General features: G+C 49.1%; 23 protein-coding genes. 11 read left to right on the forward strand and 12 right to left on the reverse strand.

The genetic code is table 11. The features are described from left to right. Nucleotides 1-41: 41 nt before the first annotated feature. Nucleotides 42-734 (reverse strand): histidine phosphatase family protein, encoded by a 693-nt coding sequence (locus tag H6G50_RS16605; protein WP_190718495.1) that lies wholly within the window; start codon nucleotides 732-734, stop codon nucleotides 42-44. Nucleotides 735-838: 104 nt separating this feature from the next. Here H6G50_RS16605 and rimM point away from each other — a divergent pair, with 104 nt between their 5' ends. Next, complete coding sequence (gene rimM / locus H6G50_RS16610) at nucleotides 839-1,483, forward strand: ribosome maturation factor RimM (protein WP_190718498.1); 645 nt, start codon at nucleotides 839-841, stop codon at nucleotides 1,481-1,483. Between the two features lie 19 nt (nucleotides 1,484-1,502). On the opposite strand, the gene H6G50_RS16615 is transcribed toward rimM, so the two are convergent. Further along, nucleotides 1,503-1,877, reverse strand: coding sequence for a hypothetical protein (locus tag H6G50_RS16615; RefSeq protein WP_190718501.1), 375 nt, complete (start codon nucleotides 1,875-1,877; stop codon nucleotides 1,503-1,505). A 393-nt stretch (nucleotides 1,878-2,270) separates the two neighbouring features. Between H6G50_RS16615 and H6G50_RS16620 the strand changes: the two genes are divergently transcribed. Then, nucleotides 2,271-5,804, forward strand: coding sequence for an AAA-like domain-containing protein (locus H6G50_RS16620; RefSeq protein ID WP_190718504.1), 3,534 nt, complete (start codon nucleotides 2,271-2,273; stop codon nucleotides 5,802-5,804). A gap of 12 nt (nucleotides 5,805-5,816) precedes the next feature. On the opposite strand, the gene H6G50_RS16625 is transcribed toward H6G50_RS16620, so the two are convergent. The 5 genes from H6G50_RS16625 to H6G50_RS16640 all read right to left on the reverse strand — a co-directional run bounded on the left by H6G50_RS16625 (nucleotide 5,817) and on the right by H6G50_RS16640 (nucleotide 8,927). Further along, nucleotides 5,817-6,086, reverse strand: coding sequence for a hypothetical protein (locus H6G50_RS16625; RefSeq protein ID WP_190718506.1), 270 nt, complete (start codon nucleotides 6,084-6,086; stop codon nucleotides 5,817-5,819). 106 nt (nucleotides 6,087-6,192) lie between these two features. Then, nucleotides 6,193-6,366 (reverse strand): PIN domain-containing protein, encoded by a 174-nt coding sequence (locus tag H6G50_RS23900; RefSeq protein WP_347239949.1) that lies wholly within the window; start codon nucleotides 6,364-6,366, stop codon nucleotides 6,193-6,195. A gap of 21 nt (nucleotides 6,367-6,387) precedes the next feature. After that, nucleotides 6,388-6,555 carry a hypothetical protein gene (locus H6G50_RS23905; protein ID WP_199303092.1) on the reverse strand — a complete coding sequence of 56 codons (168 nt, stop codon included), beginning with the start codon at nucleotides 6,553-6,555 and terminating at the stop codon, nucleotides 6,388-6,390. Between the two features lie 29 nt (nucleotides 6,556-6,584). Beyond that, nucleotides 6,585-6,818: a hypothetical protein gene (locus tag H6G50_RS16635; RefSeq protein WP_190718508.1), complete on the reverse strand. Its 234-nt coding sequence runs from the start codon at nucleotides 6,816-6,818 to the stop codon at nucleotides 6,585-6,587. Nucleotides 6,819-6,878: 60 nt separating this feature from the next. After that, entirely contained in the window at nucleotides 6,879-8,927 is a 2,049-nt protein-coding gene (locus H6G50_RS16640) for a hypothetical protein (RefSeq protein WP_190718510.1), read from the reverse strand. Between the two features lie 502 nt (nucleotides 8,928-9,429). Between H6G50_RS16640 and H6G50_RS16645 the strand changes: the two genes are divergently transcribed. Then, nucleotides 9,430-10,266, forward strand: a complete 837-nt coding sequence (locus H6G50_RS16645) for an alpha/beta fold hydrolase (RefSeq protein ID WP_347239948.1) — start codon at nucleotides 9,430-9,432, stop codon at nucleotides 10,264-10,266. Between the two features lie 265 nt (nucleotides 10,267-10,531). Here H6G50_RS16645 and H6G50_RS16650 read toward each other — a convergent pair whose 3' ends face one another. The 4 genes from H6G50_RS16650 to H6G50_RS16665 all read right to left on the reverse strand — a co-directional run bounded on the left by H6G50_RS16650 (nucleotide 10,532) and on the right by H6G50_RS16665 (nucleotide 14,135). Further along, on the reverse strand, nucleotides 10,532-11,407 hold the full coding sequence (locus H6G50_RS16650) for an EamA family transporter (protein WP_190718512.1): 876 nt from the start codon (nucleotides 11,405-11,407) through the stop codon (nucleotides 10,532-10,534). Nucleotides 11,408-11,427: 20 nt separating this feature from the next. Continuing rightward, nucleotides 11,428-11,805 carry a hypothetical protein gene (locus H6G50_RS16655; RefSeq protein WP_190718514.1) on the reverse strand — a complete coding sequence of 126 codons (378 nt, stop codon included), beginning with the start codon at nucleotides 11,803-11,805 and terminating at the stop codon, nucleotides 11,428-11,430. A 24-nt stretch (nucleotides 11,806-11,829) separates the two neighbouring features. After that, nucleotides 11,830-12,618, reverse strand: a complete 789-nt coding sequence (locus H6G50_RS16660) for an MGMT family protein (RefSeq protein WP_190718516.1) — start codon at nucleotides 12,616-12,618, stop codon at nucleotides 11,830-11,832. A gap of 107 nt (nucleotides 12,619-12,725) precedes the next feature. After that, on the reverse strand, nucleotides 12,726-14,135 hold the full coding sequence (locus tag H6G50_RS16665; RefSeq protein ID WP_190718518.1) for a hypothetical protein: 1,410 nt from the start codon (nucleotides 14,133-14,135) through the stop codon (nucleotides 12,726-12,728). A gap of 174 nt (nucleotides 14,136-14,309) precedes the next feature. On the opposite strand from H6G50_RS16665, the gene H6G50_RS16670 reads away from it, so the two are divergent. Then, nucleotides 14,310-14,999: a polysaccharide deacetylase family protein gene (locus H6G50_RS16670; RefSeq protein WP_190718520.1), complete on the forward strand. Its 690-nt coding sequence runs from the start codon at nucleotides 14,310-14,312 to the stop codon at nucleotides 14,997-14,999. Nucleotides 15,000-15,421: 422 nt separating this feature from the next. Then, nucleotides 15,422-16,846 carry an RNA polymerase sigma factor RpoD gene (gene rpoD, locus H6G50_RS24215; RefSeq protein ID WP_190718521.1) on the forward strand — a complete coding sequence of 475 codons (1,425 nt, stop codon included), beginning with the start codon at nucleotides 15,422-15,424 and terminating at the stop codon, nucleotides 16,844-16,846. 165 nt (nucleotides 16,847-17,011) lie between these two features. Here rpoD and H6G50_RS16680 read toward each other — a convergent pair whose 3' ends face one another. Continuing rightward, complete coding sequence (locus tag H6G50_RS16680) at nucleotides 17,012-17,164, reverse strand: chlorophyll A-B binding protein (protein ID WP_190718524.1); 153 nt, start codon at nucleotides 17,162-17,164, stop codon at nucleotides 17,012-17,014. 221 nt (nucleotides 17,165-17,385) lie between these two features. Here H6G50_RS16680 and H6G50_RS16685 point away from each other — a divergent pair, with 221 nt between their 5' ends. The 6 genes from H6G50_RS16685 (at nucleotide 17,386) to H6G50_RS16710 (ending at nucleotide 22,849) form a co-directional block, all read left to right on the forward strand. Continuing rightward, nucleotides 17,386-18,123 carry a cytochrome c biogenesis protein CcdA gene (locus tag H6G50_RS16685; protein WP_190718526.1) on the forward strand — a complete coding sequence of 246 codons (738 nt, stop codon included), beginning with the start codon at nucleotides 17,386-17,388 and terminating at the stop codon, nucleotides 18,121-18,123. A gap of 40 nt (nucleotides 18,124-18,163) precedes the next feature. Then, nucleotides 18,164-18,937: an ABC transporter permease gene (locus H6G50_RS16690; RefSeq protein WP_190718576.1), complete on the forward strand. Its 774-nt coding sequence runs from the start codon at nucleotides 18,164-18,166 to the stop codon at nucleotides 18,935-18,937. 50 nt (nucleotides 18,938-18,987) lie between these two features. Next, entirely contained in the window at nucleotides 18,988-21,168 is a 2,181-nt protein-coding gene (locus H6G50_RS16695) for an ATP-binding protein (protein ID WP_190718536.1), read from the forward strand. Between the two features lie 26 nt (nucleotides 21,169-21,194). Then, on the forward strand, nucleotides 21,195-21,722 hold the full coding sequence (gene scpB, locus H6G50_RS16700; RefSeq protein ID WP_190718539.1) for an SMC-Scp complex subunit ScpB: 528 nt from the start codon (nucleotides 21,195-21,197) through the stop codon (nucleotides 21,720-21,722). A 274-nt stretch (nucleotides 21,723-21,996) separates the two neighbouring features. Further along, the gene (locus tag H6G50_RS16705) at nucleotides 21,997-22,308 is read left to right on the forward strand and encodes a DUF760 domain-containing protein (protein WP_190718541.1); all 312 of its coding nucleotides are present in this window, start codon (nucleotides 21,997-21,999) and stop codon (nucleotides 22,306-22,308) included. Nucleotides 22,309-22,435: 127 nt separating this feature from the next. Further along, nucleotides 22,436-22,849: a hypothetical protein gene (locus H6G50_RS16710; RefSeq protein ID WP_190718544.1), complete on the forward strand. Its 414-nt coding sequence runs from the start codon at nucleotides 22,436-22,438 to the stop codon at nucleotides 22,847-22,849. Nucleotides 22,850-22,908 lie beyond the last annotated feature (59 nt).

Raw genomic sequence — 22,908 nt, forward strand, 5'->3', positions numbered from 1 at the left:
CATTAACCTGTTTCTTCGCGGTAGATGTAGGTGAAGATAGGTTACGAGGGTCGATCGTCTGCATCGTTTATTCCTGTTGTATCAGGTGTTGCCAATTCTAGTTCTGTCGGCAGATGATTGGTGATGAAGGAACTCCAATGAGGTATCCCACTCGAATCAAATTTCATCGGTAAAATTGACGCATTTGGAACTCGAAATCCTCGCGTAAATCCTAACAGTCGATTCATCGCAACGGCATCAATTACGGTTGGGTCAGCCAAAAGTTGCCACAGCATCGCTTTGATAAAAAATCCATGTGAAAAGACAACCACAAAGCCGGATTGTTGTTGTAACTGGTTCAGGGTAATTCGGACTCGTTCCATTAGTTGAACCAACGATTCGGCATTGGGCCCATCGACATATTCAGGGTCGCTACGATCCCAGTACGCTTTACTCAGAGGTTTGCGCTCTAAAATTGTGCTTGCTTTGTCGAACTGTAGGTTTAAGTAAGTAAACTCCTGAACTTGCCAAACCTCAACGGGTGCATGGGGAAATTGTTCGATTAACGGTTGAGCGGTCAGTTTTGTTCTGAGATAAGGTGAAGTCACAATCAAATCTGGAGATTGTTTAACGGCGGCTGGAATACATTTTGATTGTCGGTAGCCCAATTCGCTTAAGGCATTTTCATACGGTCCAAGAGTGGCTAACCCGGCATTAGATTGACTTTGACCGTGACGAATAATCCAGATAGACACCGTTTTATTTTTCCTTTCATCTACGACTAATCTCGCATCCTTCTTTATATGCTATCATCGCGGATAATGTTTATAGTCCGATCGCGTTAACCTTAACCTTTTTAATGAACGAACAGATTGCACGCGACCCCATCGATACGGACGAATGGTTAGAAATTGGTAAGATTGTTTCTCCTCAAGGATTACAGGGGGAATTGCGAGTTTACCCGACTTCCGATTTTCCCGATCGCTTTGAGAAACCGGGAAAACGTTGGTTGCAAGCGCCAAATTCGTCCACTTTGCAAGAAACGGAATTACTTAGAGGACGTTATATTCCGGGTAAAAATTTATACGTGGTGCAATTGGCGGGAGTGGATAACCGCGATCGCGCTGAAGCATTACGCAATTGTAAGCTTTTTGTTGTGGCAAGCGATCGCCCGCAACTCGAAGAAGATGAATACCACATTCGCGATTTAATCGGTCTTAATGTTATTGACCAAACAACTGGCAATTCGATCGGAGAAATTATCAGTATTCTCGTCGCAGGGAACGATCTGCTTGAAGTGAAACTTCATTCGACTCTTTCGGGGGAATCCGAACCGCTTCCAACGGAAACAAAGCCGAAGAAAAAAGGAAGTTCGCCCAAACCGGAAACCGTACTTATCCCCTTTGTTAAAAAGATCGTTCCTGTGGTCGATCTTGAAGCCCGTCGCGTAGAAATTGTTCCCCCAGAAGGGCTACTGCAACTGAACCGTGCCAGCAAGTCTTAAAGTTTAGGAGTTGGATTTTTCAACGGGAAAATCGATTAATTATTTTTCTGCAAAAAATAATTAATGTGAATGCCAAAGATGCTGAGACAAGATTTCCTAAAAATCCCCAGAAAATAATCGATTCTAAAACAGAGTCGTAGCGATACGGACGCGGCACAAAGCTAATTTGAATGAGAACAAAAAATGAGGAAATACAAAAGTTAGCCACTCCTAAAAAAGTAACAAATCGCTTCACGATTGTGATAAAATTTTGGAGGAGTAATTCTTGATGTAAAACTTCGCCGAGCATTTCGGGCGGACAGCCCTTATTTCTCAAGTCGAGTAAAATATCGAGAATGCGTCCGGGAGAGGTTTTAAAACGTCTGGCTAATTCTTCAAGTTTCTGCGAATCCATGCTGAACGATTGGGACTGAGTGGAGATACGGGAGAGGGAAAAGACAGAACGGCAGATGGCGGTTTCACGGCTTCCCCTCGAGCGCGGAGGTTGTTGGCAATTCGGTAATTAAACATGACTTTACTGCAAAACCGCTCCTAAAGTAACGCTCGCATCGTCTTTGAAGGAGAAATGCACGATCGAGGTAAATATCTACTTTTTTCTAATTAAAATTAGAGGTTTGTGACCTGAAACTACGAATTACATTTAGGCAGACTCAATGACCGCGAATTACGAATTAATAATTATTTGGTCATGGACGCAGCGCTCTACATCTGGTTTATTGACCGCATTGATGCTTATATTGGGATTTAAGAACCGACAACAGGTTTGTATGCCGTTAAACTATCTTTAATGACCGAACCTTCTCCTCTACTCTCTATTTATCAAGTCGGCGGCAGTTTGCCCGGGGATGCGCCTACCTATGTTTGGCGACAGGCAGACGATGAGTTATATCGGGGATTGAAAGCCGCTCAATTCTGTTACATTCTCAACTCCCGGCAAATGGGGAAGTCGAGCTTGCGGGTGCGGGCGATGCAGCGTTTGGGGAACGAGGGGATTGCTTGCGCGGCGATCGATCTGACGCGCATTGGCAGTCGTAATATTACGCCGCAGCAATGGTATTTGGGGTTAATCGAGAGCATCGCTAAAAGTTTATCGCTTTCGCTGGGCGATCGCGCAATTCTCAGTCAGTGGTGGCGGGGGCGCGCCCATCTCTCCCCCCTCCAATCCCTGAGCAATTTTATCGAAGAAGTGTTGCTCGTCGAAATTGACGATCCAATTGTCATTTTTATCGACGAAATCGATAGCACGCTCAGCTTACCTTTCCCGGTTGACGACTTTTTTGCTTTAATTCGCGCTTGCTACAACCAACGCGCCGAACGCCCGGAATATCAACGCTTGACGTTTACGCTGCTGGGGGTGGCTACGCCCGCCGATTTAATTGCCGACAAAAAGCGGACTCCTTTTAATATCGGACGCGCGATCGATCTCGATGGCTTTCAGTTGTCCGAAGTCGAACCTTTAATCGCCGGTTTAGCTTCCGTCAGCGAGAATCCCCGCGCGCTGATGGCTGAAATTTTGGCTTGGACGGGGGGACAACCGTTCCTGACGCAAAAACTCTGTCGCTTGGCAGCAGCACCGCAGGAAATTGAGTCGGAAGCGCACGCTCGCTCGCCTTATGCACGAATTGCAACTTTAGTCAAGACAAAAGTCCTCGAAAATTGGGAAGCCCAAGACGATCCCGAACATTTGAAAACGATACGCGATCGCGTCTTGTGCAATCCCCAACGAATGGGGCGCTTGCTCGGACTCTACCAACAAATCTTAAAAGACGGCGAACTCAGCGCCGCCGATAGCCCCGAACACATGGAATTACGACTAACGGGCTTAGTGGTGAAGCGATCGGGATTCCTCAAAACTTACAATCGCATCTACGCCACCGTCTTCAATCGCGCTTGGGTAGAACGGGAACTCGGACGGGTGCGTCCTTACGGCGAATCTTTTAATGCTTGGCTGGCTTCTGAGGGGCAGGACGAATCGCGCTTGCTGCGGGGACAAGCGTTGCGCGATGCCTTAACCTGGTCGAGCGATCGCAGTTTAAGCGATGCCGACTTCCAATTCTTGAGCGCCTCCCAAGCCTTCGACAAGCAAAAAAGCCAGCAGGAACTCGAACTCGAGCGCCAAGCCATTCGCCTCGAGAAGCTCGAAGCGCAACAGCAGCACCAACAAGCTCAAGAAGCCTTAAACCGAGTTCTTGCCAAGCAACTGAAGCTCGCCTTAATCGGAGGAGCCGCGATCGCTGCTTTTGCCATCCTTGCCATCAGCTTTGCCATTCGCGCCGAATTCCAGCAGCGACGCGCGACGAGTGGAGAAGTCATTGCCCTGCAAAATTACGCCCAATCCTTACTCGCCTCCAATCAATCCTTCGACGCGCTGCTCGAAGCGGTGGGCGGTGCGCGCAAGCTGCGAGGAGTGCAATGGGCGAAAACCAATATCCGCATTCCCCTCACCGCCGTCTTACAGCAAGCCGTGTATCGCGTCGAAGAGTACAATCGCTTAGAGCGGCATACCGACCAAGTGTATAGCGTTGTTTGGAGTCCCGACGGACAAAGGCTGGCCTCGGCGGGGGCAGATGGAACCGTGCGGTTGTGGAGCGCGGAAGGCGCACTGCTGCAAACCTTCGAGCATCTGGGGAAAGTTTGGGATGTCAGTTTCAGTCCGGACGGTCAACTGTTGGCTTCGGCGGGGGCAGATGGAACGGTCAAGCTCTGGAATCGGGATGGGACGCTGCTGCGAACCATCAAAGGTCATGGCGATGACATCTATAGCGTCAAGTTTAGCCCCCAGGGAGACGCGTGCCGCTACGCGGATCCCTGCGGGATCGCGACCAGTAGCGCCGATAAAACCGCGCGACTGTGGGGGCTAGATGGAAGCGCGATCGCCATTTTCCCCCACGCCGATAAAGTCGATAGCATCGCTTGGAGTCCCGACGGACAAACCCTCGCCACTAGCAGCGCCGATAGAACTATCAAACTCTGGCAGCGCGACGGCAAGTTATTAAAAAGCTTTGTCGGTCACGCCAAGCGCATCTTTAGCATTGCTTGGAGTCCCGACGGGAAAACCCTCGCTTCTGCCAGCGCCGATCGCACCTTAAAGTTATGGCAGAACGACGGATTGTTGCTAAAAACGCTAGTCGGACACCAAGATGAAGTCTTCCATGTCGCTTGGAGTCCCGACGGGCGCACTCTGATTTCTAGCAGTGCCGATGGAACGGTCAAGTTATGGGGCTGGGAGGGAACCTTGTTGCGAACTTTTGGGGGGCATCAAGGCAGTGTTTGGAAAGCGAACTTTAGCCCCGATGGGAAAACGTTTGCGACTGCCAGTCAAGATGCGAGTATTAAGCTTTGGCGGCTCGAGCGCTTCGTTCCCCAAACCCTGCAAGGACACCAAGGGATTATTTGGGCGGTGAGTTTCAGCCCCGACAACCGCAAAATTGTTTCGGCTAGCGCCGATAATACTTTGAAGCTTTGGAGTCGCAATGGCGCTCTACTGCGTGTTTTTCGAGGGCATCAGGATATTGTCGGCGTAGCGAGTTTTAGTCCGGACGGGCGCGCCATCGCTTCGGGCAGTCGCGATAAAACGATTAAGATTTGGAACTTGGAAGGAACCGTTCAAAAAACGCTGACAGGGCATCAGGATGAAGTTCTCGGTGTGGCTTGGAGTCCCGACGGTCAATTGCTGGCTTCCGCCAGTCGCGATAAAACGGTCAAGCTTTGGGATGCGAGCGGGAATTTACTGAAAACTTTAAGCGGTCATAACGGCCCGGTCAACTGGGTGAGTTTTAGTCCGGACGGTGGAACCTTAGCGAGCGCTAGCGACGATAAAACAATTAAACTGTGGAGTCGCGATGGGAAGCTGCTGAAAACGCTGACAGGGCATACTGCTGAGGTATTTTATGTGGAGTTTAGCCCGGACGGAACCTTGCTCGCTTCCAGCGGTCAGGATAATACGATCGCGTTGTGGCGTTCTGACGGTCGCCGCTACAAAGTCTTAAAAGGACATCGCCGCGCTGTGGCTAGTGTCAGCTTCAGTGCGGACAGCCAGCTTTTAGCCTCGGCGAGTTGGGATACGACAGTTAAGCTTTGGAGTCGCGAGGGAAAGGAGTTGAGCACCCTGAGAGGGCATCAAGATAAGGTTAACTTAGTGGCTTTTAGTAAGGACAGTAAGTTACTCATCTCTGCCGGATTCGATCGCAAGGTTATCCTTTGGAATTTGGATTTAGACGATTTAATGGGGAAGAGTTGTCGCTGGCTGCACGATTATCTCGAGACCAACCCCAACCTTCCCGACGAACGGCGATCGCTTTGTCGCCCGGGCCTCCCCTAGCACGAGCGAAAATTACCGACTGCTGCCTCCTTCCGAACCGTCGGGACGACCGTCGGGAGAAGTGGGGGGATCGGTCCTTGCGCTCGATTCCCACCCCGGAATCTCGGACGCTTGCGATCCGCTCGAGGGGGATGCTTCCCCGCCGCCAGCACAATTTGCTGCGCCTTGAGGCGAAGCCACGGCTGGAAAGCTCAAAGAAGTTGCCAGGATAGCACCCGCGATCGCAAATTGGGTTGCTTGTTGCAATTTTTGAAACCGACTCATCCGTGCCTTTAACTCCATGCTACTATCCTACTGATAGCACGGTTTTAGACCGTGCTGGGTTTTGTGACGCGATCGCTCCCGCTTCGGTTCCAAGATGATTCGCTGCGATCGGGAGTACGAGGAATTACGCGATCGTTTTAAGGTGAGGATAGTCGATAATTTTGCGATCGCAAGTCACTAAAAGAATATCGTATCGCCGAGCCAGAGCAACTAAGATGCGATCCGCTGGGTCTTTATGAAACTCGCCAGGAAGTTGGGTACTCTCAATTGCATCTAACGGATGCAACGGTTCAATGATTAAACCTGAATGAGTTCTCGCTTACTCGTACCATTGTACGAGGGGTAATGGCAAAATCAGTTTTCCCAGACTCACTTTCACAGCAACTTCCCAAACTGAAATTACGGAAACGAGTAAACCGTTTTGTTTTTCCTCCTCCAAAATTGCACGATTCGCTGTTTCTGACAAATTGCTCGGATCGTGTAACATCCCGAGCAAAATATGAGTGTCTAATCAAATCATGCACCCAATTCGTTCCATAAATCCGACATTGATTCGTCAAAATCTTCGCTGACGATCGACGGCATTCCTCGCAGAGGATAATGCCCTTTTTCATTCAGTTTCGCGTTCCCACTTTCAGCAGGATCGAGGGATGAAGACAGTTGAGTTTGGCGCAAAAAACTCAATAATACTTGCAATAACTCATCGGGCGCTTGCTCGATCTCCCGGAGCAATTCTTCGCGGATTGGCATAGAGCCAAAGTCTCCTTTAATTCCCCAGTCTTTTGCGATTATTATAACAAAACCATTGGATTAATTAATCGCTCGAATCTGAAAGACATCCGTTGCTTTAAATTCCACTTCAAAGACAACGCGCTCTTTCTCCATCGTATTGGACTTCGGTAAATGGGCTAGAGGCGTACTGGGGAATCGCGTTGCCGCATTTTTATCAACGGGTTCGTAGTCCGCAATTCTTCCGTCAGCCGTGAAACTAACGCGGTAAGTTAAACTCGGAATAAAAATACCATCGGCCCGCGATAAATTCCCGCTTTCCAAAGAACCAGACAAAACGCGATCGATTTTTTCAAACAAACTTTGTTTCAGCAGTCCGATATCCGCCGCATCAACCACCGGCGTTTTTATTCCTTTTAATTTCTCCGTCCACGGGACAACTTCAAACGTTCCTGACGGATAGAACGTGACTTTGAACTCGCCCAACGGTTCTCGGACGCTGGGAGGAGTCGCGCTGCGATCTTGCCAGAGCAGTTCGACGGGGGTAATATAAGCGTAATCTTGCGACATCGTATCGTAGCCGTAGTAGCGGACGATTTGCCCGCTGGGATTGGCAAAAACGTGCAGGACAATCTTCACCGCTGGCAGGTTTTTGGGGTCGAGCTTGCGTTGAATCTGCGTGCGGACGGCGAGTTGTAGTTGGGCAAGGAGTTTCGGATCGTCGATACTAACCGAGTCAATATTCGCGGCGAAGGTTTGCAGGAGTTGGCGCACGGGGGCGAGGGACAGAGTAGCGTTGAGGACTTTGGAATCGTACAAATATTCCGGCCGAGTGACTTGACGGATATCGAAGCAGTAGAATTCAAAGTTGCGGTAGGCTTGACGCGGATCGACTCCGGGAACGCTACCGTTAAAAGCTAACTGCAAAATTTGGGCTAAACTGCCATAACAACGAGTTCGGGACGATGCGATCGCGTTATTTTGACCCGATAGCGCTTCTTTTTGCAATAGCGCTGCATTTTCTAGCAACCAAATTTTCTCGAGCAAGACTTCTGGCGTTGCCTCCCAACCGACCTTCGCCCAATGTAAGATTGCTTGATTGGTGCGAATTTCGGCTTGTAAGCTATGGGCGTGCTGCTTGTTGGGTTGTTGGTCGGCAAAGGTAATTGCGCGCTCGAGTAGCAGTTCTGTGGCGCGGACGGTATCGGGGTCGATTTTGCCCGTCCATTGCGTTTTTTCCCAAGCTTGCCATATTTGTACGCGGGCGAGGGCGTTCATGGCGGCAGGATCTCCGCTTAATGTCCCTTTTTTATATTCGGCGATCGCGCGATCGAAATCCCCTAACGTTTCATAAATACTTCCAATCGCCAAACCCACCCGTCGGTCGTCGGGAATGAACTCCAGCGCGCGCTTGTAACTTTCCTGCGCTTCCGACCAGCGATTTTCAAACTGCTGTCGCTGTCCCTGCTGATAGTACAGTCGTCCGACCAAAGGCAAATTGCTATAAGTTAAGTGGGAAACGCCCAACAGCACTAAAGCACTGGCAAACGTTACTTCCGAGTGGAGGTAAGGCGGAATTTTTAAGCTTCCTAGGGCCTTTTCCACCACTTTTTGCCCTTTGTCCGTCAGCGCGCCCCCCGCAACCAGCACTAAACCCGCACCTTGGCTAATCGTACTCAACGTTCCCCACAAATCAAACCCCTGCGCCGCAGAAAAAGCACGCGCGGTTTGCGTTAAAAAGGTTGTCGAAATTACCAAGCAAGCCACTGTCCCCAAATTCCAAAGCCAGTCATACTTTGCCCAGCGGGGTTGCGGTTGGGGTTTGGGCGGAAAGTTTTCGGGGAACCACCACCAAGCTGAAGCGCCAGGATTTAAACTCTGACGCGCTTGCGCGAAAAGCTCGTTATGGATAATGCCTTCGCTACCAAGGTCGCTCAAAACTTTATCGAGTTGTACCAGTTCTCCTAAGACGGCTTCTTCTGTTGCTCGCTCTTGTTCTAAGATGGTTTGGACGGCATCGCGAGCGCTCATCAAACCGATAATCTGCTCGATGGAAGGTTGGAAGTTTTCCGCTTTGAACGGTGTTAAAGCTGCGGAATAGCGTGCTAAGGCTTGTTCGAGTTCTAACATGAGCGAAGATGGGAGTTAGTGAATAATGAATAATGAATGATGAATAATGAATGGTGAGAGATGAAAGTAGGGTGCGTTACGCTCCGCTAACGCACCATCGGAGAGTTAGCTAATACTCATTTAAATAATGAATTATGAAATGTAAAGAGTGAATGATGAATAAATTGCGTTCGGAGAAGCAATAATAAATTGTTAGAAAAAAATCGAATACTGTTTTTTATCGTCGAATCGAGAGCAATTTATGAAAATTGACCTCAGTTGAAAATCGTCCTGCTTTTAAACTACACTTTGCAATCTCTATATTTCTGAAAGCAACTGGATTTTTAAAGAAAATTTTTGAATGAAGAAGAAGATGAGAGCAAGTCACCGCTCGCTGATAACTGATGCGGCGATCGCTGAAATGTCTTGCTCTAAGTTACCGCAAGCGCTACACTCTCCCATACATAGGTTGGGTGTGAGTCTGAGGATTCCTCCGACGGTAAGTTAACGCAGGGAGAAAAGGGTGAGTTTAATTAAAGAGCGATCGCTGGAAGTTGGCAAACTGAAGTGGTTTTATCGGGAAGCGCAACCCCAACAGGAGACGGAGAAACCGCCGATTTTGTTTCTCCACGGGTTGCCTTCCCATAGTTTGTGTTGGTGCGAAGTAATGGAGAAAGTCACCGAACGGGGATGGCGAGCAATTGCACCGGATTGGATCGGTTCTGGGTTTTCTGCTAAACCAGAACGCCGCGATTTTGCCTATACTCCTGAAGCTTATTCTAACGCTTTTGAGGAGTTCTTAGCCGCACTGGAAATCGAGAAATTTATCCTCGTCGTGCAAGGATATTTAAGTACGGTAGGATTGCAATATATCTTCGCAAATCCCGATCGCTGCGATCGCGTCGTCATCCTCAATGCACCCCTCGTTTCTACTGCCCAGTTACCCTGGTCAATGAAGCAATGGGGAATTCCCTTCGTCGGCGATATGTTAACTCAAGACCCGCTACTCGTCGATCGCACCCTTGAAGGCGGTAGCGGTTTCCGCATTGCCGATAAAAACTTAGATATTTACCGCAAACCTTTCTTACAAACCTCTGCGGTCGGACGTGCATTAATGACAACAGTCCGCAATCTCAACTTGCCTAAAGTGACCGCACAATTAGAAGAAAGTTTTGCGAACTGGACAAAGCCTACCTTAATTATTTGGGGGTCTGCCGATTCTTGGCTTCCCGAAGCACCGGTTGAGAATCTCGCCGCAACCCATGAGAATATCAAACTCATTAAACTCCCCGAAGCCAAACATTATCCTCAAGAACACTGGCCGGAGGAAGTCAGTCAAGCTTTGCTGAATTTTCTCTAAATCCGGTGCGAAAGTTTAAGTCTCTCTGAAGAGCTTTGATTATCAATTGCTCCCAATTTAATAAAATATTGATGCAATTTTTGTTAAAAATGGGGGCTTGCTTTTTTGAAAAAATTTGGATATACTATTTAGATAATGGAAATCCGTACGTTAATTTCAAAATTGCGTCTATTTCCATTATCTAAATATAGCATTAAAAAGCAAAAAAAAAACTAAAAATCGCAAAATTTAACCCAATTTTTATTAACTTATATTACAAAAAGACTCATTTTTGCGAAGTCCGAACAATATCCTCTCGAAAACGCGAAGCCCCAGCCGCCGCCAACGAAATCGAGACAATCGCAACGATAGATTGTCCGGTTAACCTCTCCCCTAGAACCAAAAAACCCGCAACTGCTGCCGACATTGGATCGAGACTTTTCAAAATCCCAAAAAGATCGATAGGTAGAGATTTCAACGCAATCATTTCTAGCGAGTAGGGAATCATTGAAGACAAAATCGCTACGCCGAACCCACTCAATAATAACCGAGGCTGCAATAAAGCATTTCCTGCCGTAAAAATCCCCACCGGCACTAACCAAATTGCGCCTACTAACATCGCCCAACACAGTCCCTCAATCCCCGCCACAACCTGCCCCACCCGCGCCGATAAGATGATATACATTGCCCAGAAAAAAGCAGCCGTTAGCGCAAAACAAACACCCAAAAGATTCAATCTTTCGCCGCTAAGGGGGGTTAGTAACGCCACACCGATCGCGGCTAGCAAAACCCAAAGTAATGTTAGTTTTCCCCGCGACTTCAGCGCGGCTAAACCGAGCGGCCCTGTAAATTCTAACGCCACTGCAATTCCTAGGGGAATGCGCTCAATTGCCAGATAAAACGAAAGATTCATCAGCGATAAAACTAGCCCAAAACCAATGAGTAGTTTAAAATTTTGCTGGATAGTAGGAGTCCATTTCGGTTGGCAGAATACCATCAAAATTACCGCAGCAAATCCTACGCGCATCAATACCATTCCGAAAGAACCGATTGAAGGTAAGAGAGATTTAGCAAAAGCAGAGCCGATTTGCGTCGAGGCAATCGCTAAGAGAACTAGAGAAATAGGAGGTAAAGCAAAGAGCTTTGCAATCCGGTCGATCATAATAAAAAAGTTAAGATGTTTTAATCCCACCATGCGAAGAGCATTTGAGAATTAATGTCGAGTTCGTCGCATCCCCATGCAAAGCGAACAAATTCACCGGCAAAGTCTAAATCTTGCACGCCAATAACGGTTATTGTATCCACAACCAAATCGGGATTGTCTGGTTTTGCAAATGCTACACCATCAAAAGTTGCTGTTGCTCCGTGGGACTCACAGCGATGTCCGAATTCAACAAATGCCCCCACTGAAGGAGCCGCATTAAAGCTTGATGTTCGACTCGTGCATTTCTCTTCAATCAGTTGTTCTAACTTAACGAGCGATAGTCCTTCAAATTTAATCGCGTTGGGAGTATATTCTTGAATTGACGAGCCTAGAATTTCTTCAAGTCGTTGAACCATAAATTTTATCTCCTCTCGAGGCAATCATAAATAAAGAGTCGAATCTTCCCAGTTATAATCGGGAAGAGAGACAGAGTATTGGGTTTTCGAGCCGACTGAAGGAATCCCGCGAATTAGCTCGATCTTCTCCGCTTCGAGTTTTTCTTTTTGCTGGCTGAGGTGTGGTGTTAAGTTACCTTGAGAATCTACCACTCGATGAGCCGGATAACCCGCACCCGCAGCTTTAATGAGATAATTAGGCAGCGCGCGAAAGTATCCATCCGAAACACCAATCGCGGCAATTACCTGCTTGTAAGTCACAACTTTTCCGTTGGGGACTTTAGCGATAAAATTCAAAAATCTTTCGTAGGGAATTTCAGATAAAGCTGGGAAAGTATGAGGCTTAACAGTAAGTCGATCGCCGATGCTTAAGGTGCTATCTGTGAGAATAACTCCCAAAATACCTCGTTTTCGCTCTATCGTTTTTAGGCGATCGACTAAGGGTGCAATACGCTTGCAGGGTTCGCAATAAAACGTTAGGCGAATCGCTGCCCCTTTGTTGCTTTCGATTAACGCTCCTGGAGACAAGAGACTGGCATCTAAACCGCCGATGACAACATTTTCCTTGAGTTCTCCGGGTGGGATAGAGAGTTCTAATAAATCTTCATTGCGAACGAGCAAAATTTGTCTGGGACTGATGGCGTTAGCGTTGATATCTCCGGCAATCCCATGCCCAACCTTAAGAGATAACGTTTGAGATTCTATGGTAGGAAAGCCGTGCTTTGACTTGATAAAAAGGTTGAGTACGGAGCCGCAACTATCGCTATTTACCATTAAACTTATACCAATTCTCCGAGTTCGGACGACACATCTTGAGGCTGAAACCCCTAATATATAGATTTCTTCATTTTTAATTTTTGATTTTTAATTTTTAATTGGTATTAACGTCGCTCCGAATTACCAGTTCCCTCTTGCTGCTGCCAGGGAATTTGGGGTTGGGCGGCGAGGCGTTGGGCGACAGCGATCGCGCCAAAGCGGTTAAGATGGCTGGGATCGAAAAAGTAGCCATTATCCCGAAGCGTCGGATCGAGGGTTAAATCGACGAAGGTAAATCCTTGTTCCCGGGCTTGTTGCTGCATGAAAGCGCGAAATTGCTGTTCGTAGCGCGATCGCGTCGTATCGAGATAATCCTCGCTGAGGGGTAAATTGACAAAAACCAGCGGAATTTGCCGCGCTTGAAGAGTCGCCGCGAGGCGTTTGAGTGCAAGTGTCTGTTCGCCCCAAAGATTGAAGTTTTGGTAGTCGCCATCGTAGCGTCCGGCGACGCGCGGAAACTTACTATAGTATTCCCCGGGTGCGAACCGATTCGATCGCGGTAAGAAACCGTTCGCATCGATCTCCGTCAAATCCAGAGCGCGCGCTAGCCCCACCGACAAAGGATTCCAGGATTCGAGTCTTTGCCACCATCCCCCCTCTCGAGCGGGCGGACAATTGGGGTTGATGGGCGCGAGGAGTTCCGGAAGCGCGGGACGACTGCCTGCTTTCAAGCGCTGATAGCCCGCCGATGCTAAAATCGTACTGGTAGTGCGATCGCTGCGCCCGCTATTCAACGCTCTTACGCCATCCGCCCATATAATCAATTTAGGAAGTTGTTGGGGCGTTAATACTTCCAGTAAAATGAGTTCGACCAGTCGAGCCGTCGCACCATTAACCCCAAAATTAAAAATACTGACATTCGCTTGTCCCCTAGAAGCGAGTTCGGTTTGAAGCTGGCGAGGATCGATGCCCTGAATCGCCCGCGAACTGCCGATAATAAGAATATCCGGCGGACCGACAGCAGCAATATAGGAGAGGAACAATAACAATTGATTGTCTAAAAACGAATTGCTGAAGCTGGTAAAAGGCAATTGCAGCTTCTCAGAGGCTTGTTTTTGGGCGGTTGCTAAATTTTGCTGGTACTCTGCTACCTTTTTTTGAGCGTAAACGCGCTTGGGGCTAGCCGTCGGAACCGACTGCATCGCCGCGATCGCTTGCATCCAGCTTAGAACGACGGTATCCCAAGCTTCCGGCGTTTGCGCCGAACGAGCTAATGCTGTCGCCTCCGCTGCTTTAGCCGTTGCGACGGCAACCGGATCTGCATTCTCGCAGTTAGGAGTGCTATCCCCAACGGTTTGCCCGCCCTTCCTGAAGTTCCACCAAGGCTGTGTTTTTTCATCTTGCGCCGTCGGATTTTCTCGCCGTTGGGGTTCTGAGAGCGAGCAACTGCTCGTCAACAGAGTCAGAACGGCAACGATGCTAGAATAAACCGCTTTACGGTGCGTGCGGGCGACAAACAGAGAAATTTCGGGCATTCAACCTATTTGGGATATTCTCGATTACTAGCTATTGTCGGGCTTGATGGGGCCTTTATCAGAACTTTTCTTCAACCGAGGGAGCCGTCCATTCATAACAATCTTACTGTCTGGCAATAACTCACTGACTGCTCGCTGTTCGCCGATCGCTGGCTAATAACCGATTATATATTTATGCAATTTGCTCCTGTTTATCCTTACCTATACCGTTTGCTCAAATCGCGGTTCCCTAGCAGTTTGTGGTGCGGTTCTCCCGCTGTTCCTTACGTGGCGCTTACTTTTGATGACGGTCCCCATCCCGAGTATACGCCCCAATTATTAGATGTTCTCGATCGCTACGGCGTTCGCGCTAGTTTTTTTTGGTTGGGCGTTAACGTCGCCCGATTTCCCGCGATCGCGCGCGAAGTCCATTTACGCGGACATTGGCTTGCCCTGCACGGTTACGAACACCGCGCCTTCCCCCGACTCACCCCCACTGAACTCCACGACAGTTTAGAACGAACCCGCGATGCGATCTCGAGCGCTTGCGATCTCGATCCGGCACTCCTGCGCGACGTTCGCCCCCCAAACGGCATCTTCACCCCAAAAACCTTAAAATTGCTGAATCAATGGCACTATCGCCCGGTAATGTGGAGTGTGGTTCCCGAAGATTGGGTCGAACCGGGAGTCGAACGAGTTTGTCAGCGCGTTTTAACTCAAATTCATTGGGGCGCGATCGTCGTTTTACACGATGGGTACTTTGGCGGACAAAGCGTTGCGCAAACCGCCGCTTGTTTAATCCCTCAACTGCGCGATCGAGAATACGACTTTGTTACTATCGATCGCTTTTGGAATGACGTTCCGCCCCCCTCCCTTCTCAATTAGTTCAAAAGTACCTTGTGCGTTCTTTACAAAAAAGACAAAAATATTTTCTCCGATCTTAGTGTCATTTTTTGTTGAATTCATTACAATGTCTCTCGGAGTCTTTTAGTCTGCTTGAAACGATTAACCGAGCCAGCCTTCTTATAACCTTAGATCCAATAACGTGACAAGGTAAAGTAATTTTCACTCCCAATTTTTGTAAGAGAGGCTACAATCAGAGAGGTCTTTCACTGCTCGAACCCTGACGGTATCCCCGCCTTGCTCGCCCAAGCAACGTCCTAAGAGGCGTTCAAGTCGAAGCTGATGCAGTCTTGCGGCGAACCTTCGGTCGAGCTAGAAAGTTAACCGAAATCCAACCAATGTTTCGGCAGATTAGCTAACATGATGTTCTGGTCTTGAACTGAAGGAGCAAGAGGAAAACCGGCATGACCCAGGCCAATGATACACTCGCAAGCATTACCCTACCTCAAAACGAAGGGTTAGAATTTTTCATCGATATCGATCCTGAAGCGTCAATTAAAGAAGACGACGAGATCGAACTCGAAACCAGCGAACCTGAAAAAGATTCAAAAACGGCAGCAAAACGCGGAACTGATGCAACAAAAAAGAAATTATACACTGAAGATTCGATCCGCGTATATCTCCAAGAAATCGGTCGGATTCGCCTGCTAAGAGCCGATGAAGAAATCGAGCTAGCTCGTAAAATCGCCGACTTGCTCAAACTCGAGCGAGTCAGAGAAGAACTCGATACCCACCAGGACGAAAATATCAAAAATGCCTGGGCCAAGCAAGTCTGGAAAATGGAGACTTGGGAAAACTTAATCGACCATCAAGAAGCCAAGATCTCGACGCGCAAGCAACTGAGCGCTCAACTTAAGAGAGAACCAGAAGATGAAGAACTTTTAGCCGAAGTTCGTAAAGCCTCCTCCAAAGTCGAGCCTGCGCTCGATAAATTACTGACCGAAATTGCCGAGAACTTAGCCGCCCAATCCCAGCGCCCGCCGACGGATAGCGAACTGCTGCAAGACCTCAAAAAATCCTACGCCAAAATCGAACCCTTGCTCGAACGCGAGTGGTCTTCGCGGCTTCCCGAAAGACTGCACGCCTTCAACCGCCGCCTCTACATCGGTCAAAGAGCAAAGGATAAAATGGTGCAGTCCAACCTGCGCTTGGTGGTTTCAATCGCGAAAAAATACATGAATCGCGGTCTTTCCTTCCAAGATTTAATTCAAGAAGGCTCCCTCGGATTAATTCGCGCCGCTGAAAAATTCGACCACGAGAAAGGCTATAAATTCTCAACTTATGCGACTTGGTGGATTCGCCAAGCCATTACTCGTGCCATTGCCGACCAATCTCGCACCATTCGCCTCCCCGTCCACCTCTACGAAACCATTTCTCGAATTAAAAAGACGACTAAAATTCTCTCTCAAGAAATGGGGCGCAAACCGACAGAGGAAGAAATTGCAGAACGCATGGAAATGACCATCGAAAAACTGCGATTTATTGCCAAATCCGCACAGTTACCCATTTCCTTAGAAACGCCGATTGGGAAAGAAGAAGATTCCCGACTCGGCGATTTTATTGAAGCGGACGGCGAAACGCCCGAAGATCAAGTTTCTAAAAATCTTCTACGCGAAGATCTCGAAAACGTCCTCGATACCTTAAGCCCGCGCGAGCGAGATGTACTGCGACTGCGCTACGGACTCGATGACGGACGGATGAAAACCCTCGAAGAAATCGGACAGATCTTTAATGTAACTCGCGAACGCATTCGCCAAATCGAAGCGAAAGCGCTGCGCAAATTGCGGCATCCCAACCGCAATAGCATTCTTAAAGAATACATCCGTTAATTGCCATTCGAGCGATCGGAATGTTTCGATATTTTGGTCGCTCGATTCAGTCTCGAACAAGCGAAAAACCAGGGGGCAACCGTTCAAGCCAGACCTAAAGAAAGGCTGGGCATTTTTATAGAATGCCCAGCCCTTTTTTTGAGATTGACAGAGGTTGTTCGATTATTACATCAAGCCCCAGAAGTGCAGTACGCCTTGACCGCTGACTAACTCAATAATGAGCGCAGCAACGAAGCCAATCATAGCAAGGCGACCGTTCCAGTTTTCTGCACCTTCAGTGAAGCCCGGTTTAAAAGCATTGCGATCTTCGTTTTGCATAGGAGTCCCTCAGTTGATTACATTTTGTAAATCCATCTGTAAATTAATGTAACTAAGATTTGCGAAAAATGCAATGTTTTGCAGTCGAGTCACCATAATTTTTTTGACCTGCTGCGATAAGTCTTGCTTATAAAAAGGAGGTAGCGATCGCAACGACACGCCCGAAAAATCGGCAGATCGGCTAAAATTCGAGCATTGTAACCCTTGCGATGCGCGCTTCAATGTTCGAGACTCTTTCGACTTGGTTGTATCAAATGTCAGTTTTTGCTGACAGACTAGCAAACGAACAACTCGCCCACCTCAGTTGGACGAGTGCGGGCGTTATTTTTGCCACGGGGCTGCTGACTAGCTTGACCCCTTGTATGCTGTCAATGCTGCCGATTACGATTGGGTATATTGGCGGCTACGAGAGCGAAGGACGGGGGCAGGCGGCACGGCAATCGATGTGGTTTGCCCTGGGACTAGCAACGACGCTGGCAGGGTTAGGAATTGTAGCAGCGACGTTGGGGCGCATCTACGGACAAGTTGGGGCTGGCTTACCGATTTTCGTAAGTTTAGTGGCGATTGTTATGGGGCTAAATTTGCTGGAGTTGGTTCCGTTGCAGTTTCCGAGTTGGGGCGGCGACGAGTGGATCGATCGCAATTGGCCCAAGGGCGCGCGTTCTTACCTGTTGGGTTTAACCTTTGGGTTAGCGGCTTCGCCGTGCAGCACCCCCGTACTGGCGACGCTGCTCGCTTGGGTCGGCGCGCAACAAGACTTGTGGTTGGGAGGCGGACTATTACTCGCTTACGCTGCGGGTTATGTCGCTCCGCTCGTGGCCGCCGGGATCTTTGCAGCTTCTGTGAAACGATTTTTAGAATTTCGTCGCTGGTCGAGTTGGATTAATTCGGCGAGTGGGGCGCTGCTCGTCGGGTTTGGGGTCTTTTCACTCCTGTCTCGCTTGCCGCAGTGGGGCTGAGAGATTAGACTGTTGGCTGGGTAAAGGGGGATAAATTGTGATGAATCTAGCAAGAGTATTCGCGATCGCAGCGAATGGCTTCCGAGAGACGATTCGCGATCGCATTCTTTACGCGATCGCGCTGTTCGGGCTGCTATTCGCCCTTGCCTTGCGCCTCCTGCCGGAAGTTTCAGCAACGACAGAAGATAAGATCGTTCTGGACTTCGGCCTGGGGGCCATCGGCTTTATCGGCGCATTAGTCGCCATCTTTATCGGGACTGGACTGATTAACAAAGAAATTGAAAAGCGAACCGTACTGGTGTTAATACCCAAACCCCTGAGTCGCGCTGAATTAATCGTTGGCAAACATTTGGGATTGCTGGGGGTTCTGGCGATTTTACTCGCAGCAATGGGGGCGATTTACGCGCTCAGCCTGGTGGGGGTAAAAATTGCTTATCCTCCCGGCGCGATCGCAGTTTCCCTCGCTTACCTCCTGCTCGAACTCAGCCTGTTAGTTGCTGCTGCCCTGGCTTTTGGGGTGTTCACCAGCCCCTTGTTAGCAATGCTGATGACCTTCGGTTTATACTTAATGGGACACTTTAGCCGCGACTTAGTAGAACTCGGCCGGATTAGTAAAAATCCTGCTCTCGCTGCGCTGGTACAAAACTTATACCTGGTTTTACCCGACTTATCGCGCCTTAACTTGAGAAATGAAGCCGTTTACGGACTATTGCCGCCGCCGCAAACGCTTTTGTTCGATGCAATTTATGGGTTAGTATATACTGCTGTACTGCTCGCGATCGCGATCGCGATCTTCTCTCGACGACAGTTTTAGTAATGCAGGGCGGAAATCAGTCCACTCCCGTTCCGGATGGTTACGAGCTAATGTCAAAGCGACAACTGCAATCTGCGACGACGTTCAACGTACTCATTGTAGCGAAAGCAGACCGAGAGGCGGCTTTAGTTGCTGAAACGCTGCACGCCTTGCCGATGCCGATCTCGACCCATATCGCCCCGAGCGCGGCAGCTTGTGATTCCCTCCTAGCGCAAAACCAATACGACGCGATAATCGCGAGCGAGGGAGGCGAGTCGGACGAAATTACCTTAGCTCAAATTCTTTCCCTCCTCCAACAATCCGGGCGAACGCTTCCCTTAATCTGGATTGCCAACAGCGCGGACAGCGTAAAAGAAAATCTACGCGATCGCGTCGCTGATTGCATTTTGCGCGATCGCCTCTTCATCTTGCCCGAAGTGCTACAACATCGCTTGCTACCCCCGAACCCAATGCTGGGCGCTCGCCGCGTGCAAGCGCTACAAAAAATCTCAGCCCCGGACGAATTCATCCAAGAGGCAGCGCAAATTTTATGCGAAACCTTAGCCCTCGATTTTTGTTCGATTCTCCAGCCCGAAGCCGACTTACCCCGACGCGCGCGCTCTGCGGTTCGTCAACTCGCTCCTTCCGAAAGCCTTAGCGCTCTAGAAGCCGAAGTTGCGCGTAACTACGATGCGATCGTGCGGTACGGCAGTCCGGTAATCCTGCGCAGCCTCAGCCCCTTTTTAACAGGCTCCTTAGAAGAAAATGGTAAAGGCGATCGAGGCGGAAAAATGCTCCTCGTACCGCTCAAAAGCCGGCAATCCAACCTTGGAGTCGCGATCTTATGCCATCAGAGCGAACAGCATCAGTGGACGGAAGCCGAGTTGGATTGGATGGCCACTGTCGCCGCCGATTGTATCCTCGCCTTGGAATGGGAACAATGCAACCAACAATTGCAGAAACAGCAGGAATGTCAGGACTTACTGCATCGGGTGGGGATGGCGTTGAATTCGACCTCAGAAGTCGAGGTGAGGTTCCAAGACGCGATCGCGCGCATTGGCGAACACTTCGCGGTCGATCGCGTTCTACTGATGCGCATCAACGAAACCGACATTTGGGTCGAGCGAGAATGGCGGGCGCGAGAGAAGATTCCCTCAGCCCTTTACGCCCGCATCCCTTGCGCCGAATGGCCGGAATTATCAACCCGCGATCGCGACGGGATTTTTTCCCGCAGCTTTCAAACCGCAGACTTAGTAGAATTTTGTCGCGAAAGAGAGGAATCGCATCGAGTCGTTGCCCAAAGTCAAGCGCACTCCATGCTAAGCATCCCGATCTTCGTGCGCGACCTTCTGTTTGGGTGGTTGCTCTTACAAACTACCAGAGCTTCTACTGAAGAGGGGAATACTCCCCCGCGCACCTTCACCCCCGAAGAGGTAAGCCTCCTAGAAAGTCTCGCGCTTCAGATTGCCCTCGCAGCAGCAGCGTTGGAAGAGGAAGACCGCTTGCAGCAAGAGGTCGAGCAACGAACCCACGCGATCGAGTCGGCAAATCGCGCCAAAAGTGAATTTCTTTCTACCATGAGTCACGAACTGCGCGCGCCGCTGACCAGCGTGATCGGTTTCGCCCGCGTGCTGCTCGAACGTATTTACGGCGAATTAAATACCAAACAGGTGCAATATATCACCGCGATCGCGGACTCCGGCGAACACCTGCTTTCCTTAATTGAAGATTTGCTCGATATTTCTAAAATTGAAGCCAACAAAGAGGAACTGTATATCGAGACTCTCTCGGTTGAAGAAGTGTGCCGCTCTTCCATCTCGCTATTACAAGAACGCGCCCAGCAAGCCGGATTGCAATTGGGTCTCGAACTGCATCCCAGTGTCACTGTTTGCTGTGCCGACCGGCGGCGTTTAAAACAGATTTTGGTGAATTTGCTCTCCAATGCGATTAAATTTACGCCTGCGGGTTCGGTGACGTTAAAAGTGCGACCGGAGGTCAGTTGGTTGAACTTCTCCGTCATCGATACCGGGATCGGTATCGAACCCGCCGATCTGCAAAATCTCTTTCAGCCCTTCCAACAAATCCAAACTCCCTTGCACCGCAAGCATAAAGGGAGCGGTTTGGGCTTGGCACTCTCGAGAAAATTAGCTCGCCTGCACGGTGGAGATCTCGTCGGTACCTCCGTCGCCGGTCAAGGCAGTTGCTTTACGCTAAGCTTACCCCTAGCGCACGAACTACCATCGCCGACTTAAAAAATATTGCTCGATTGGATTTTCCGATGAACGAAGTTGCGTTTTCAACTCGCCTCGCTACTAAGATTGAGGCGATTCTTTATCTCAAAGGTCAGCCGCTCGCTACAGACGCGATCGCAGATTGTGCCGGGTGCGATCGCGATGCAGTCGAAGAAGCATTGCTCGAACTGATGGACGACTACGCCCGCCGCGATAGCGCCCTAGAAGTCGTCGAAACCCCCACCGGATACAGCCTCCAGTTGCGCGTCACCTTCCAAGATTTAATCCGTACCCTCGTCCCCGCCGAACTGGGAACCGGCGCGCTGCGAACCCTAGCCGCGATCGCGCTCAAAAACCCCATCCTGCAAACCGAACTCATCGATCTGCGGGGAAGTAGCGCCTATCAACAAGTCCAAGAATTAGTCGAATTGGGACTCGTGCGCAAGCGCCGTCAAGCCGATGGACGCTCCTATTGGCTCGAAGTTACCGAAAAATTTCATCAATACTTTGAAGTAGACGAACTCTCTCAAATTCTCAACGCACCTAAACTCGCCTCCGACGCGCCAACTTCCTAAAGTTTTTGAGGATGTTAAAATAAATTAAGTTCGATTCAACCCAATCTCTCGCGCTCGAATCTCCATCAGTCTCCGACAGAGGTTTTGCTCAATCCTGCTGGGACGTGTCAATTGTTAATTGTCAATTCTATTGATTACACCCAACCTAGGGCTTACTGAACCGTTTCCGTTGTCAATTATCCATTGTCAATTATCAATTATCCAAAACTAGAACTTGCCGAACGGTTTCCGTTGTCAATTATCAATTGTCAATTATTCATTTATTACAGTGCTAATGGTTTTTAACTCCAACTTTTTCAATTCTGAGTCAGACGAGCAGCAATCTAACCTTCTGCTGCAATATCTACAACAGCAACACCCCGAAACCCTCGAGGCGATCGCACAATCGGCTACCCCAGAAATCCGACAAATTATCTCTCAAAATGTTCAAGGTTTGGTCGGAATGCTAGGAGCAGAAGACTTTAACGTACAAATTACAACCGATCGCGAAAATATGGCAAATCTTCTCGCTTCTGCCATGATGACGGGCTACTTTTTGCGCCGCATGGAACAGCGAATGGAGATGGATAAAACGTTAGGACAGTAGCACAAGCTAATTGATACTTGACAATGGATAGTGGATAATGGTTGAAAATTCGATCGCGCAAGCCGGAGGCGAACAGTTCGAGCTATAGCTTGTGGTCGGCGAACGATCTCGAAACGTTAATAGTGAAGTGAAATACGCGATCGTATTCTTAACTTTCGGTTTTCTCCTCCTCCGAGCGAGTCTAGAACTGGGACTGTTGGGCGGATTTTTGGCTTGGTTGGGCTTGGATTTTGCGATCGCAGGAATGGGATATGCGGGGTTAGGGGCGAAAGTTTTGGGAAAGCAAGCGGATGGAACGATTGCCCCCTTCAATTTGATTCTACTGCTGCCTTTTTTCCGACTCAACGGCATACTATGGCATCTCTGGCGCATCTTCAGTCGAGCGCAATGTTGCTGCGAAATTGCGCCGGGAATTTGGTTGGGACGGCGCGTTCTAGCGGGGGAATTGCCGGACAATATTACCTTATTACCCCCATTCCGCACGACAAAAAGTAGTCCTTCTGTGCGACAGGTGAGAGGGAGTAGGAGTCAAGTCCCCTGATGAGGGAAAATGAAATCATGGCACTGTAACTGATGGGCTTCTCAAAGATGAATTCCCCC

Source organism: Oscillatoria sp. FACHB-1406, from assembly GCF_014698145.1.
Taxonomy (GTDB): Bacteria; Cyanobacteriota; Cyanobacteriia; order Cyanobacteriales; family Spirulinaceae; genus FACHB-1406.